This window comes from Streptomyces sp. NPDC085927 (assembly GCF_044540975.1).
Lineage (GTDB): Bacteria > Actinomycetota > Actinomycetes > Streptomycetales > Streptomycetaceae > Streptomyces > Streptomyces hirsutus.
The window spans coordinates 453,066-466,492 of record NZ_JBITSN010000005.1 but is presented as its reverse complement, the minus strand read 5'-3'; the positions used below and the strand labels follow the sequence as shown (position 1 = coordinate 466,492).

Below are 13,427 nucleotides of genomic sequence, written 5' to 3'. Positions count from 1 at the left end.
GCGCAGATCCAGATCATTTCCCACGCCTCTGATCACCGTGGCTGTCATACCAGGCGTCCGGCTTACACCGTGTCCTATGTGGCGGTGGTTCGTTGGGCCGTGCACGGGGCGGGGTGAGTGGAGTGGGATTGTTCCGGACGGGCTGTGGGAGATCGCGAAGCCGCTGATCCCGCCGTCGAAGGTGCGGCCGCAGGGCGGCGGGACGCAGGACACGCCTGATGAGACGCTGTTCGCGGCGATCATCTACGTGCCGGTGTCCGGCTGCGCCCGGCGGGCCCTGCCCCCGCGTTCCGGGATCTCGAAGTCGACCGCCCACTGTCGCCGGCTCAGCCCTCGTTACGAGCGCGAGCCCCGCAACTACCTGGCCTTTCTCGGCTTGGCCGCCGCCCTGTGCCGCTACAAGCGACTTGTCCGGCTCACCACATAGGACACGGTGTTACTGCCGTCCTGGGAAGTGAGGTTGCCGGCCGGTGCCGTCGGCTGCGTGGTGGGGTCGGGTGGTTGCAGCAGACTGAGGCACTCAGATGAGAGGAGTGCAGGTGTCGACTGGCCGGCAGCCCATGGACCTCGCGGCATACGCGGCCCGCACGCGAAACGGGCCGTGCTTCGTCTGTGCGTTCCTGACCGGGCATCCGGACTACTCGCACGAGACGGTCTTTGAGGACCGGGACCACGTGGCGTTCCTCGACCGGTGGCCCACCGTGCAGGGGAAGGTGCTTGTCGCGCCGAAGGCCCACATCGAGCACGTCGTCCGCGACCTGGCCGAAGTGGCCCACCTCCGGCTCATGCAGGTCGTCCGCGTGGTCGCCTTGGCCGTCGAGAGTGTCTGCGGATCCGAGCGGACGTACCTGTACTCCCTCGGCAGTCAGCAGGGGGACGCACACCTTCACTGGCACATCGCCGCCCTGCCGGCTGACGTCCCCCACGAGCAGCAGCAGTTCCACGCCTTGATGACCGAGAACGGGGTCCTGTCCGTGCCACCGAAGGAGGCGGCCGACATGGCCGCACGCCTCCGCGCGGCCGTTGCCGCCCAGGAGGTCCTTCACATGCCGGAGGAGCCTCGCAGCGCGTGACCATGCTGGTCGGGGACGGCCCTGCCGTTGGGCAAGAGGTGCGGACGCCGCTGGTCATCGGTGTGTGAAGACAAACGATCAAGCGACGGCCGCAGGTCGCAGCATGGACCCTGCCCGCTGGCAGGAGGCGTTCGAGGAATTGACGGGGCAGATCGCAGGACGTTTCGCCTAGGTCGAACCCCGCCGCCGCGTACGGCGGTTGGTGTTCGGGCTGCTGTCGGACCTGCCGCGCAAGAACTGCTGGTCGATCGCCGAGTGGGCCAGGGAGGCGAGTCCGGACGGTATACAACACCTGCTCGGCCAGGCCAGGTGGGATGCCGACTGCATGCGTGATGACGTACGTGAGTACGTGCTGGAACATCTGCACGACACGGACGCGGTGCCGGTGGTCGACGAGACCGGGGACGCGAAAAGGGCACGCACACCGTCGGTGTCCAGCGCCAGTACACCGGCACCGCCGACAGGATCGAAAACGCGCAGGTCGCCCTCTACCTGGTCTGCGCGGGACTGTGCGGGCAACCGGCGGTGGGCCGTCAGCTGTACATCCCGCGCTCGTGGACGTGCGACCCGGACCGCTGCCAGACAGCAGGGCTGGGCGACGACACCGTCTTCGTGACCGAGCCGGAGCCGGCCGCCCGCATGATCGGCCGGTTCCTCGACACCGGGCACCTCCACGCAGGGTGAGAGGGAAGTAGGCGTATGGCGAGGTCATTCGGTCAGGCGGTTCTCTGGTACTGGTTGATCAGGCCGCCGAGGGGGGTTGTCGCCGGATTCGGTGGGCCTGGAGGTCATGACGGTGGCTGGAGCGGGCGGTTTGGTGCTGTCCGGGGGCAGTTGCCGCCGAGACCGGTGGGGGCGGTGCTGGTGGTAGTACCGGACGTACTCGGCCAGGACCGCTGGGGCGTGGGCCTCGTTGTGGATCAGGATCCGGGCGAGGCGCTCGTGCCGAGAGTGCTCACGGCTCTCGCCGATCGCGTTCGCTCTGGGTGCCTGCGGCGGGCTGAGCAGGATCTGCACGTCGCCGGCCTGATCGACAGCGGCATCGGGGGATCGTCCCGGGCGTCGCGGAGGCCGTGACCCCGCACGGAGAAGCACCAGGCCAGAGCAAGAATCATATTTCCGAGTGGGACAGGGAGTGCGCGGAAGGCCCCGGCCCCTACCAGCGATTGCGTGCTTCCTCGGCCCAGCCGACCAGCCCGTCGAGACTCGTCCTGGTCCCGTCGTCGGTCAGGGCCCAGCCGGTGAAGTGTCCGAAGCACTGGTGCGTCTCGTTTCCGACGATGCCCAGGTTCGTCCGGGCGACTTTCTCGTGGAACGGATGAAACTGCGCGTCCACCCGCTCTCCGCTGATACGCCAGGGGCGCAGCCAGTCCGACCGGTCGTAGCTCCACCGGAGCTCCTCACCGATCTTGTGCAGGCGACTGTCGACGAACAGGGCGTTCTCGGTGACACCGGTTCCGTCGGTCCACTTCCCGCCCAGCTGGATCGCCCGCCCCGGGGCCGCTCCCGCCGCCCAGTTCCACGTGATCGCGTACGGCCACTTGCCGCGGCCGTGATCCAGCACCGCGAACGCGTCCGGACCGCCCACCTCGTATGTCCGCCCCTGCAGCACCAGCGTGCCGTGGACCGGCCGGCCGATATCCTTGAGCGTGTACTGAAACCGCGTGCCGCTCCACGGCACGACCACACCGAGCGACTCGTGCCCCTGCGGCAACGGCACCTCCACATCCAGTCGTACGCCGCGAGCCGCCGCGTGGATTGTGGAGCCGTCCGGACGCTGCGAAATCCTGATCGCCAGCCCGCCCCCGCGCACCGAGACCTCGCCTTCACCGCTGCGCGGGGGGAACAGCGCCCCACGGGCCAACGGCACCACCACGTCTGCACTGGTTTCCCGGCCGGTCGCGCGGTCCAGCACATAGAGCCCGTGCACGCCCGCGTAGTCCAGCGACGAGGCGACCAGGCCGATGATGTGGTCCGGCGTGACGATGCCCCAGTACTCCCAGCGCTTCGCCCGCCCCCACCCGCGCAGGTTGGCGGTGTGCAGGGGGCGCCGGGTCCAGCCGACCGCAGCCGGGTTCAACCGCCCGTCGGGCAGACACAGTTCCACGAGCGAGGTCAGCTCCGATGCGTGTGTCATCCGCGCAGGATAGCGCCATCGAACAGGCCGCCCGGGCTGGGGGACAACCCTGTCGACTGCACCGAGCGTGCGGAGCGGCTCAGGCGGCGGGAGCCGAAGTCATATTTGTCACCGGCGCCGAGCTGAGCCTGATGAGCAAAGGATTCCTGCCCGGCGACAGCGTCGACGAACGCATCGCGTTGCTGAGCCGACCGCACCGCGTGCGCGAGCACATCGGCGGGGTCAGCGCGCGCGTCAACGACGTCCTCGACAAGGCCACGGCACTCGTGCGCGAGCGCTTCGGCGGCAAGACGACCTACGCCGCCGTACTGTTTGAGCGCGTCGACTGGGCTTCCTTCGACATCATCTCCATGGATCTTTACCGGTCGGCCGAGATCGCCGGCCAATTCGCCGAAGGCGTCCGTAACCTCGTCACGCAGGAAAAGCCGGTCGCGATCACCGAGTTCGGCGCGGCCAGCCACCATGGCGCGGGTGACAGGGACGCTCGCGGTTTGGAGATCGTCAAGTACGACAAGGACACCCGTGAGCCTATTCGACTGAACGGAGAGTACGCTCGCGACGAAGCCGGCCGGGCAGCGTATCCGCGCGAGCTGCTGGAGGCATTCGACGCCGGAGGCATCGACAGCACCTTCGTGTCCGCCTTCGCGCTGTACGACCACCCGCACCGCACCGGCGGCGACCCCCCGCGAGGACCTGGATCTGGCCAGCTGCGGCATCGTCAAAGTCCTCAAGGACCACCTGGGGCGACCTGCCCCGACATGCCATGGGAACCCAAGGCAGCGTCCACCGCCGTCGCCGACTGCAACCGCGACCGGATCGCGCCGGGAGTGGAGGAGCAGCGGATGCCGCCGCTGCCCCCGGGTGCGGAGGCAGGCACGCCGTGAGCTTGTAGGTGGAGGCCCCGTCGGCACGGTGCTTCACCCCGTCGGTGCCGGGCGGCGCCGTCACACCCCCACAGACAATCGCGCGGCACGCACTGGCCGGTCCTCGACGTCAATGTCCTCGGACTGTTGCGCGTCGCACAGGCCTTCGCGCCGGCCCTCGGCCGGAAAACGGCGGCGGCACCTTGGTCTGGCCATGCCGGGGAACAGTCCGAACGACGTTGCCGGTGAGGTGCCGGCTGCTCTCCTCAAGGGCGTGACAGCGGTGCGGCTACTCCTTCACGAACGCCAGAAGATCGGGGTTGACGACGTCGGGATGTGTCGTCAGCATGCCGTGCGGCAGCCCTTCGTAAGTCTTCAGCCGGCCGTTCTGCAGGAGCTTGGAGGACAGCGGAGCAGAGTCCTCGTAGGGCACGATCTGGTCGTCGGTGCCGTGGGCGACGAGCACCGGGACCTCGATCTTCTTCAGGTCCTCGGTGAAGTCTGTTTCCGAGAACGCCGCGATGCACTCGTAGTGGGCATTCGCCGCGCCCTCCATACCCTGCCGCCACCAGTTGTCGATCACGCCCTGGGACACTTCCGCACCTGGCCGGTTGAATCCGTAGAACGGGCCGGTCGGCACGTCGATGTAGAACTGTGCCCGGTTGGCGGCGAGGGCGGCGCGGAACTCGTCGAAGACGCTGATCGGGAGGCCGCCCGGGTTTGTCGGCGTCTGCACCATGATGGGCGGGACAGCGCTGACGAGGACCGCCTTGGCGACCCGGCCGGGCTCGGCGCGTGCGACGTAGCGTGCGACTTCACCGCCACCGGTCGAGTGGCCGATGTGGATGGCTCCCCGCAGGTCGAGGGCGTCGGTCAGTGCCGCCACGTCGGCGGCGTAGGTGTCCATCTCGTGGCCGGTCGCGCTCTGGGAGGAGCGGCCGTGCCCTCGCCGGTCGTGGGCGATGACACGATAGCCCTCGGCGAGGAAGAACATCATCTGGTTGTCCCAGTCGTCACCGCTGAGTGGCCAACCGTGGTGGAACACGATCGGCTGGGCCTCGCGGGAGCCCCAGTCCTTGTAGAAAATGCTTGTGCCGTCATTGGTGGCGACCGTGCCCATGGCAGATCCTTCCGACTTGCGTGCTCATCGAGGGCTCGCGGGGATCCGGCAGCCGCGCAGGGAAGTCAGGACACAAGATGCCGACCTAGTCGGTCACGACTGCGGTCTTGTCGGACATTACCCTCTAGCGGGTCATCACGCTTCTGGAGGGCACCGAGAACCTCCCACCCGCACAACTGGTCCAGGGCGGCTGCGTCCAGGGTACGGGTCGGCGGCGCGGGTGGCGCGGTGAAGGCGGCGCGGGTGCGAGGGTGCTGCCGCAGCCGGGCGTGGAGGCGGGCGTCGTCGCGCGGGACGAAGCCACCGCAGGCACGGGTGAGGCCCGCACCGCCGCACCGAACCGGATCGGTGACATCCTCATCTCCGCGCCCGGGACCACCCGCACCGAGTACGGGCAACTCAAAGGAACAGACCGCACCGATGCCCTGGCCGGCTGCGGCCGGCCGGGGACCCAGTCCACACTGCGGTCCTCACCGCGCTGTGGTCAGCGACCCCCGCAGCCGCCGCACATCACTTCGGAGTCCGGCCTGCCAGGCCCTCTCCCCCAGCGGGCGCGCAGCAGATCCGGCGCATCACCCGTCAGGGCAGTCGGCACACGGATCGGCCGGGACGGTGTCCTCGGGCGTCCGGTCCCCGTCGAACAGCGCCGCGACCAGGCACATATTCTCGTCGGGGAGTTGACCAGCGCGGTGCTTGGTGCGGGCTTTGGCGAGCCGGGCTCCGAGCCCGGCCGTGTCTTCGTCCACACGCATCGTCTCGCGGGCGGCGGGGGCGCGGCCTTCGCAGCACCGTCGGCTCCCTGACCTGTCGGCCTGCGGACAGGTCGGGGAGGCAGGCTCCTCCAGGCGCGGCGGCGCTGCCACTGAATTCGAGTACGGCGATGCGCTGCACGACAGCTCGGCCTGTCGGCAAGCCACGGTGGCAAACGGGCCGGGTTCGCTGTCACAGGACAGATGCCACGCAGCCTCCCGCTGCGTCACAGGTTCACAGGTCACCTTCCAGGAACGCCCTCTACCTGGGGAAACAGCCTCCTGCCTCACAGGCATTCCGGGTATTTTCGGCCCCCGGTTCTCACAGGTGAGCCCGGGGGTCTGGGAAGTTGGCGGAGGGTGAGGTCAACTCTGGTCGGACCGGGCGCGGGCGAGGAATACGGCGAGGCCACCGGCAGCTTCGGGTTCGGTGTGGCCTGTACGGGGGCGCCCTGTCCGGCACCCCGCAGACGCTGGGCAACGACCGCAAATGACAAGCCTGCCTTTGTGAGCGCCGGGCAGACCGTCGTAGCCGGAGGTCCCGGTGCCCACCGGGCTGCCGGTCAGGTCCCAGACCTGGGCCAGCACCGCCACGGTGGCTGTATGCCCGCCGAGTCGGGAAGCCGAGGAGCCGATACACAGGTCGCGAAACGGTCGGCTGCTTCACAGCGGGCGGGTGTCGGGGAACCGGACACGCCCTCTCATCGCGGTGGCTCGACGAGTTGGTCGCAGGGGTGCCCCGGTCAGCGGTCCAGTGCGGGCAGGTGGGCCAGGCCGGTGTCGTACATGATGCGGTCGACGGTCTTCTGCAAGGTGCTGCCGGCACCGATGACGGTCTCGAGCCCGTCGGGCAGCAGATCGCGTTCCCGGTACCAGTCGCGCAGTTGCGTCTCATGGACGTCATCGGCGATCGGCTTGGTGGCGTGCCGGGCGAGGGTTTCGGTGAACGGCACGTCCAGGTAGTAGCTATGGGTCGGGCCACGGTGGTCGGCGCGCAGCCGGGTGAGCATGTCGCCGTAGCGGTCGGCGTAGAGGATGCCTTCGACCACGACGTGATACCCGGCGTCCAGGGCGTAGCGGGCCGTCAGGTCGATCAGGCCGATGTTCGCGGCGCCGGGCCGGTCCCGCTCGCGCAGCACGATGCGACGGAGGTTGTCCTGGCCGACCAGGGCCAGTCCGCGGCCGAACCGCTCGCGGAGGCCGGCCGCGACGGACGACTTCCCCGAGGCGCTGTTGCCGCGCAGCACGACCAGCCGGGTTTCTTCGGTTCCCACCCTCACGGCGGTCACGCTACCCACGGCCGGTGACACCGCCCGGGGCGTTACCCGGCGCCGACCGCATCGACGCCAGGGCGGGTGGCCTTTCCCCTCGCGTACACGGGCGCAGTCCTGGAGCGTGTATCGGAAGTGCTGCCATGTGCCTGAGGTGTGTGTGCGAACGATGAGCGCAACTCGGTGGCGTCTGGAGTGGAAGCCGGGAAGGCCGGCGCGCATGGTTTCGGTATTGCAGAACGTGGCGGTTGACTGTGCGGATGCCTACGAGCCGGCACGGTTCTGGAGCAGGGTGACCGGCCATCTACTGCATCCGGAGGACAAACCGGGTGATCGGGAGACTCAGGTGCTGCTGGCGGAGGGCCCGGTGCTGTACTTCAACCAGGTGCCCGAGTCCAAGAAGACCAAGAACCGGATCCATCTGTGTCTGCGCCCTGAGACCTCGCGTGAGCAGGAGGTGGAGCGGCTGCTGGGGATCGGTGCCATCTTTGTCACCGATCACCGGAATCCCGATGGCTCTGGCTGGGCAGTCCTTGCCGACCCCGAAGGCAACGAATTCTGCGTTCCTCGCAGCGAGTCCGACCGGGCCGCGATAAATTTCTGAAGCTCACGCGCCGTCCTGGCCGGTTTCGTATGGCAGCTGCTCACAACCACTCGTTGATGGCCGCGATGCGAACGGTCGCCTCGTGGCGGACCGTGGGTTTCTCGTACCGTGTGGCCACGGCCCGGTGCCTCTTGAGGCGGTCGACGCCGCATTCGACCGCGTGACGCCTGCGGTAGTCGGTCCTGTCGGATTTCGGCGGACGGCCGCCGCGGGAGCCGAGCTTCCTGCGGTTGCGGACGTGATCGGCCTTGTCCGGGATGGTGCAGCGGATCCCGCGTCTGCGCAGGTAGGCCAGGTTCTTCCGAGAGGCGTACGCCTTGTCGGCACGCACGCGGCCGGGCCGGACACGGGGCCCTCCCGGCCCGGTGCGGGGCACACAGATCGCCTTCAGGACGGGCTCGAACTGCGGGGAGTCGCCACGCTGCCCGGCCGTGGTCACGCGGGAAGCACGATCCGGCCGGGAAGAACAACGGCAACAGTCGCAACGGCACTCGTGCGAAGACCGTGCCGACCGGCATCGGCCCGGTCGAGGTCGGGGTGCCCCGGGGCGCCGTCGGCGGCTTCGAGCCGCAGATCGTCAAGAAGCGGCAGCGCCGTCCGTCCGGCGTGGACGAAATGGTGCCGGCTGCCGTGGCCGGGTCACCGCGGTGGGCGGGTGTGGCCCCGGCGGCTCGGGCGGCGGCACAGTTTCCGTGGCGGTGCGGTCAGCCGGTTGCCCGGTGGGTGGGGACGTCGGCTTCCTGAGTGGCCGCCCAGGACGCGAGCAGGCGCAGGCTCTCTTCGGAGGACGAGCCGGGTTCGGCGGCGTAGATGGTGAGGGTGAGGCCGGGTTCGGCGGCCATCTCCAGGCCCTCGTAGGCGAGGGTGAGGTCGCCGGCGGCGTGGTGGTGGTAGCGCTTGATGCCGGTGCCGTGGTGGCGGACGTTGTGGGCGCCCCAGCGGGTGCGGAAGGCATCGCTGCGGGTGGAGAGCTCGCCGACGAGGTCGTGGAGGTCCTTGTCGTGCGGGTTGCGGCCGGCTTCGGTGCGCAGGATGGCGACGGCGATGTCGGCGGCCTGGTCCCAGTCGGGGTAGAAGCGGCGGGAGGCCGGGTCGAGGAAGTTGAAGCGGGCGAGGTTCGCCTGGTTGTGGGGGTTGGCGTAGACGTCGGCGTGGAAGGCGCGGGCGAGCTGGTTGACGGCGAGCAGGTCCATGCGGCCGTTGCGGACGAAGGCGGGGCCGGCGGTGATGGCGTCCAGGGTCCACTGCAGGCTGCGGTGCGCTTTCCACTGCCGGGTGGTGCGGCGGCGGGGCCGGGTGAGGGCGTCGGAGCCGTCTGCGGCCTGGGCCAGGTGGAGGAGGTGAGCGCGTTCGGCGTCGTCGAGCTGGAGGGCGCGGGCGACGGTTTCGAGGACGGCCGGTGAGACACCGGCGAGGTGGCCGCGCTCGAGCTTGGCGTAGTACTCGACGCTGACGTCGGCCAGGGCTGCGACCTCGCTGCGGCGCAGCCCGGGGACGCGGCGCCGGGTGCCGGCGGGCAGACCGGCCTGCTCGGGGGTGATCCTGGCTCGCCGCGAGGTGAGGAACTCACGGACCTCTTGCTGGTTGTCCACCCTTCGACCGTACGTGCCGCGCGCTGCCGGAGGGATGTACTGCCAGTACACCCTTTGACAGTGACTCGCTGCGCGCCCGAAGAGCGGGTTACCTGGATGAGGAGGCACTTCCCGTCCGGCCCACCGGACTGAGGGGAGAGGCCCGGACCCGTTCTGCGGGCGGCGCTTCGCTGCTCGCATCGGGACCGCCCCAGCACACGGCTCCTACCGGCCCCGGTAGGAGCACCCCGGCACGTAAAGGAATCCCTCTCATGCGCGGAGCAGTGATCCACGCCCCCGGCGACGTCCGCTTCGAGACCTTGGACGACCCGAAGATCGTCCATCCGACCGATGCGATCATCCGTACGGCCGTCACCTGTGTCTGCGGCTCGGACCTGTGGCCCTACCGCGGCGCGGAGCCGATCGGCGACCCTCATCCGATGGGGCACGAATACGTCGGCTTCGTGGAGGAGGTCGGCAGTGAGGTCACCTCGGTCAAGCCGGGCCAGTTCGTGGTCGGCTCCTTCGCCACCTCGGACAACACCTGCGTGAACTGCCGCAACGGCTTCCAGTCGAACTGCCTGCACCGCGAGTTCATGAGCACCTGCCAGGCCGACTACGTCCGCATCCCCAACGCCCAGGGCACCCTCGTCGCCACCGACGGAGTGCCCGAGGAGCCGTTCTGGCCCGGTCTGCTGGCCGTTTCCGACGTCATGGGCACGGGCTGGTGGGCCGCCGACGCCGCCGAGGTCAAGCCCGGCTCCACCGCTGTCGTGGTCGGGGACGGGGCGGTGGGCCTGTGCGCGGTGATCGCGGCCAAGGAGATGGGTGCGGAGCGCATCATCGCCATGTCCCGCCACGAGTCCCGCCAGAGGCTGGCCCGGGAGTTCGGCGCGACCGACATCGTCACCGAGCGCGGCGACGAGGGCATCGCCCGGATCAAGGACCTCACCGGCGGGATCGGAGCCGACAGCGTGCTGGAGTGCGTCGGCACCGCCCAAGCCATGCAGCAGGCCCTGCACTCGGCCCGGCCCGGCGGCAACGTCGGCTTCGTCGGCGTCCCCCACGAGGTCGCCGTCGACGGACAGGAGCTGTTCTTCTCCCACGTCGGCCTGCGCGGCGGCCCCGCCCCCGTGCGCCGCTACCTGCCCGACCTCGTCGACCGCGTCCTGTCGGGCCGGATCGGCCCGGGCAAGGTCTTCGACCTCATCCTGCCCCTGGACCAGGTCGCCGAGGGCTACACGGCCATGGACGAGCGCCGCGCCATCAAGACGCTCCTCAAGCCCTGACCCCGTACACCGACGACGTCCCCGGCCCGGCCCAACGGCCCGGCATCGTCCGTCCGGCGCAACGGGTCCCGGCCTCGCGCCGAGCCCCTGCCCGACCGAACCGGGACGCCTCCCATGCTCCGCGCCGCCCGCCGTGTTGTCCCCGCCGCCGCGCTCCTGCCGGCCCTGACAGCCTGCGGCGCCCCCGTCCCCGACGGCCCCGCCGTCGCGGGCGCCGTCACACCGAAGGCGGACGATCTCGCCCACTGCACGCCCTGGGGGAACCTCGCCTTCTTCCATCGCGACGGCGAGCATCCCCCGGGCCTGGCATCCTCGGCCGCCTCGCCGACAACCACGACCTCGGCCGCCTCGCCACAGCCGAGCGGATCCGCATCGAAGTTTCCTGATCCCGGCACCGCGCCGCCCCGCGACCTGTCCGTTCAGTTTTCGACGGGAGAACATCTTGAATCCCACCTACGACTTCCACGGCCAGGTCGCCTTCGTCACCGGCGCCTCCTCCGGCATGGGCCTGGCCACGGCCTCCGCCTTCGCCGAAGCGGGCGCCGCCGTGGCGCTGGCCGACATCGACGAAGCCGCCCTGGAAGCGGCCGTGGAGCAGCTCACCAACGAAGGCCACCAGGCGCTCGCCCTCACCTGCGACGTCGCCGACGAGGACCAGGTCGCCGCCGCGGTCGACCGCACGGTGGACACGTTCGGCCGTCTGGACATGGCCTACAACAACGCCGGCGTCCAGATCCCGCCTGCCGACGCCGCAGAGGAGTCGGCCGAGATCTTCGACCGGGTCAACGCCGTCAACCTGCGCGGCATCTGGGCCTCCATGAAGCACGAACTGCGCCATATGCGGACCCGGGGCAGCGGCGCCATCGTCAACTGTTCTTCCCTGGGCGGCCTCGTCGGCATCCCCGGCCGCGCCTCCTACCACGCCTCCAAGCACGGCGTGATCGGCCTGACCGGCAGTGCCGCCCTCGAATACGCGCCGCGCGGCATCCGCATCAACGCCATCTGCCCCGGCACCATCGACACCCCCATGGTCAGCAACATGATCGCCAAGGGCGATCTCGACCGCGCCCAAGCCGAGGCGGGCCAGCCCATCAACCGCCTCGGCACCACCGACGAGATCGCCCAGGCCGTCCTGTGGCTGTGCAGCCCCGGCGCAAGCTTCGTCATCGGCGTCGCCCTCCCCGTCGACGGCGGATACGTGGCCCAGTAAGCACCCGCTCACCACCAGCAGGAGAAGCAGCATGGAATTCGTCGAGCAGCAGTCCACCAGCAAGGCTCCGGCCGAATGGTTCACCGGCGACGTCTGGTGGGACGTCATCGTCGCCGGCCAGGAACCCTCCCGCATGCGCGCCAACCTGGTGCGCTTCTCCCCCGGCGCCCGCACCAACTGGCACTCCCACGCCGTCGGCCAAACCCTCCACGTCACCTCCGGCATCGCCCTCATCGGCACCCGCGACGGCACCCTCTTCGAGGCCCATCCCGGCCAGACCGTCACCTGCCCGCCCGGCGAGGAACACTGGCACGGCGCCGCCCCCGACCGCTTCATGGAACACATCGCCCTGTGGGAAGCCACGACAGACGGCACCCCCGAGACCACCTGGGCCGAGCCGGTCATCCCCCTGCAGTACAACGGTCCCCGCACCCACCACCGGTAATTCTTCTCTGGGCATGGCCCGTCTGCGTGTCCCCCGACCGCGTGGTCGGCCTCGCACCAGGCCGGACATGGTCCTGGCCGAGAGGGCGTACTCCTCCCGCGTGATCCGCGACCACCTGCGCAAGCCCGGCATCCACGCGGTGATTCCCGTCCCGGCGGACCGGCGCGGCCATCGGCTGCGTCGCGGGTCAGCGGGCGGCGGTGGCGGGGCCGACGGGGGTGTCCCCGCGCAGTGTGATGCGGTGCATGACGCGGTGCCGGTCGCCGTAGTCGCGGTTGGCGTAGTGGGCGGTGCTGCGGTTGTCCCACAGGGTGACGTCACCCGGCTGCCAGCGGTGCCGCACGACGTGCTCGGGCTTGGTGAGGTGGGCGTACAGGATGTCGAGGACGCCCCGGCTCTCGTACTCCGAGACGCCCACGATGTGCGAGGTGAAGCCGGGGTTCACGAACAGGCCCTTGCGGCCGCTCTCGGGGTGCACCCGCACCACCGGGTGCTCCACCGGCGTCAGACCGGTGAACACCTCGCCCTCCCACACGTTGCCGCGGCCCTGCCGGCGCTGGGCCAGGTAGTAGCCGAACTCACGGGTGCCGTCGTGGACGGCGGTCAGCGTGTCGACGTACGCCTGCAGGCCCGGCGACAGCGACTCGTAGGCGAGCTGGCTGTCGGCCCAGTTGGTGTCGCCGCCATTGGGCGGCAGCACCACGGCTCGCAGCACGGAGATCGCCGGGGGCCTGCGCACGAATGTCACGTCCGTGTGCCACACGTCGGCGAACCCGTTGTCCTGACTGTCCAGGGAGTACACCTCGGGAGCCACGTCACCGGAGTCGTGGACGGGATGCCCGGCGGTGACCTCGCCCAGACGCCTGCCGAAGTCGATCTGTGCTGAGTCGTCGAGGCCGTGCTGGCCGCGCACGAACAGCACCTTGTACCTGACCAGTGCCTCGCGCAGGGCGAGGACCTGGTCGTCGTCGAGGCGGCCGAGGTCGATGCCGTGGACCTCGGCGCCGAAGTGGGGGCCGAGTTCGATGACCGGCAGTTTCGTCGCGGCGGGCCGCTCGCTGAGGATGCTCATCCGTGTGTTTCCTTTCGTGTGGT

Annotated in this window: 13 protein-coding genes and 3 pseudogenes; 9 read left to right on the top strand and 7 right to left on the bottom strand. The window is 69.8% G+C overall.

The genetic code is table 11. The features are described from left to right. Nucleotides 1-76: 76 nt before the first annotated feature. The 3 genes and pseudogenes from ACIF80_RS16735 to ACIF80_RS16725 all read left to right on the top strand — a co-directional run. Nucleotides 77-328 (top strand): annotated as a pseudogene (locus ACIF80_RS16735) (transposase); the annotation flags it as partial. A gap of 211 nt (nucleotides 329-539) precedes the next feature. Next, on the top strand, nucleotides 540-1,073 hold the full coding sequence (locus ACIF80_RS16730; protein ID WP_399805008.1) for an HIT family protein: 534 nt from the start codon (nucleotides 540-542) through the stop codon (nucleotides 1,071-1,073). A 202-nt stretch (nucleotides 1,074-1,275) separates the two neighbouring features. Next, nucleotides 1,276-1,757 (top strand): annotated as a pseudogene (locus tag ACIF80_RS16725) (transposase). A 24-nt stretch (nucleotides 1,758-1,781) separates the two neighbouring features. Here ACIF80_RS16725 and ACIF80_RS16720 read toward each other — a convergent pair. Both ACIF80_RS16720 and ACIF80_RS16715 read right to left on the bottom strand, forming a co-directional pair. Continuing rightward, complete coding sequence (locus tag ACIF80_RS16720) at nucleotides 1,782-2,090, bottom strand: integrase core domain-containing protein (protein ID WP_399805005.1); 309 nt, start codon at nucleotides 2,088-2,090, stop codon at nucleotides 1,782-1,784. 139 nt (nucleotides 2,091-2,229) lie between these two features. Continuing rightward, a complete protein-coding gene (locus ACIF80_RS16715; RefSeq protein ID WP_399805002.1) occupies nucleotides 2,230-3,210 on the bottom strand; it encodes a DUF2804 domain-containing protein in 981 nt (326 codons plus the stop codon). A gap of 131 nt (nucleotides 3,211-3,341) precedes the next feature. Between ACIF80_RS16715 and ACIF80_RS16710 the strand changes: the two genes are divergently transcribed. Further along, nucleotides 3,342-4,094, top strand: a complete 753-nt coding sequence (locus ACIF80_RS16710; RefSeq protein ID WP_399804999.1) for a hypothetical protein — start codon at nucleotides 3,342-3,344, stop codon at nucleotides 4,092-4,094. A gap of 268 nt (nucleotides 4,095-4,362) precedes the next feature. On the opposite strand, the gene ACIF80_RS16705 is transcribed toward ACIF80_RS16710, so the two are convergent. Continuing rightward, complete coding sequence (locus tag ACIF80_RS16705) at nucleotides 4,363-5,193, bottom strand: alpha/beta fold hydrolase (protein WP_399804996.1); 831 nt, start codon at nucleotides 5,191-5,193, stop codon at nucleotides 4,363-4,365. A gap of 1,492 nt (nucleotides 5,194-6,685) precedes the next feature. After that, entirely contained in the window at nucleotides 6,686-7,231 is a 546-nt protein-coding gene (locus tag ACIF80_RS16700) for an AAA family ATPase (protein WP_399804993.1), read from the bottom strand. A 202-nt stretch (nucleotides 7,232-7,433) separates the two neighbouring features. On the opposite strand from ACIF80_RS16700, the gene ACIF80_RS16695 reads away from it, so the two are divergent. Further along, a complete protein-coding gene (locus ACIF80_RS16695; protein ID WP_399804990.1) occupies nucleotides 7,434-7,817 on the top strand; it encodes a VOC family protein in 384 nt (127 codons plus the stop codon). A gap of 40 nt (nucleotides 7,818-7,857) precedes the next feature. Here ACIF80_RS16695 and ACIF80_RS16690 read toward each other — a convergent pair whose 3' ends face one another. Then, nucleotides 7,858-8,256, bottom strand: a complete 399-nt coding sequence (locus ACIF80_RS16690) for a transposase (RefSeq protein ID WP_399804987.1) — start codon at nucleotides 8,254-8,256, stop codon at nucleotides 7,858-7,860. A gap of 5 nt (nucleotides 8,257-8,261) precedes the next feature. Between ACIF80_RS16690 and ACIF80_RS16685 the strand changes: the two are divergent. After that, nucleotides 8,262-8,438 (top strand): annotated as a pseudogene (locus ACIF80_RS16685) (transposase); the annotation flags it as partial. Nucleotides 8,439-8,521: 83 nt separating this feature from the next. On the opposite strand, the gene ACIF80_RS16680 reads toward ACIF80_RS16685, so the two are convergent. After that, complete coding sequence (locus tag ACIF80_RS16680; protein ID WP_399804984.1) at nucleotides 8,522-9,409, bottom strand: helix-turn-helix domain-containing protein; 888 nt, start codon at nucleotides 9,407-9,409, stop codon at nucleotides 8,522-8,524. A 251-nt stretch (nucleotides 9,410-9,660) separates the two neighbouring features. On the opposite strand from ACIF80_RS16680, the gene ACIF80_RS16675 reads away from it, so the two are divergent. From ACIF80_RS16675 to ACIF80_RS16665, 3 genes are all read left to right on the top strand, one after another. Further along, on the top strand, nucleotides 9,661-10,677 hold the full coding sequence (locus ACIF80_RS16675; RefSeq protein WP_399804981.1) for a zinc-dependent alcohol dehydrogenase family protein: 1,017 nt from the start codon (nucleotides 9,661-9,663) through the stop codon (nucleotides 10,675-10,677). 442 nt (nucleotides 10,678-11,119) lie between these two features. Beyond that, complete coding sequence (locus ACIF80_RS16670; RefSeq protein WP_399804978.1) at nucleotides 11,120-11,887, top strand: glucose 1-dehydrogenase; 768 nt, start codon at nucleotides 11,120-11,122, stop codon at nucleotides 11,885-11,887. Between the two features lie 31 nt (nucleotides 11,888-11,918). After that, nucleotides 11,919-12,332 carry a cupin domain-containing protein gene (locus ACIF80_RS16665; RefSeq protein ID WP_399804975.1) on the top strand — a complete coding sequence of 138 codons (414 nt, stop codon included), beginning with the start codon at nucleotides 11,919-11,921 and terminating at the stop codon, nucleotides 12,330-12,332. A gap of 187 nt (nucleotides 12,333-12,519) precedes the next feature. On the opposite strand, the gene ACIF80_RS16660 is transcribed toward ACIF80_RS16665, so the two are convergent. Then, nucleotides 12,520-13,404: a TauD/TfdA dioxygenase family protein gene (locus ACIF80_RS16660; RefSeq protein WP_399804972.1), complete on the bottom strand. Its 885-nt coding sequence runs from the start codon at nucleotides 13,402-13,404 to the stop codon at nucleotides 12,520-12,522. Nucleotides 13,405-13,427 lie beyond the last annotated feature (23 nt).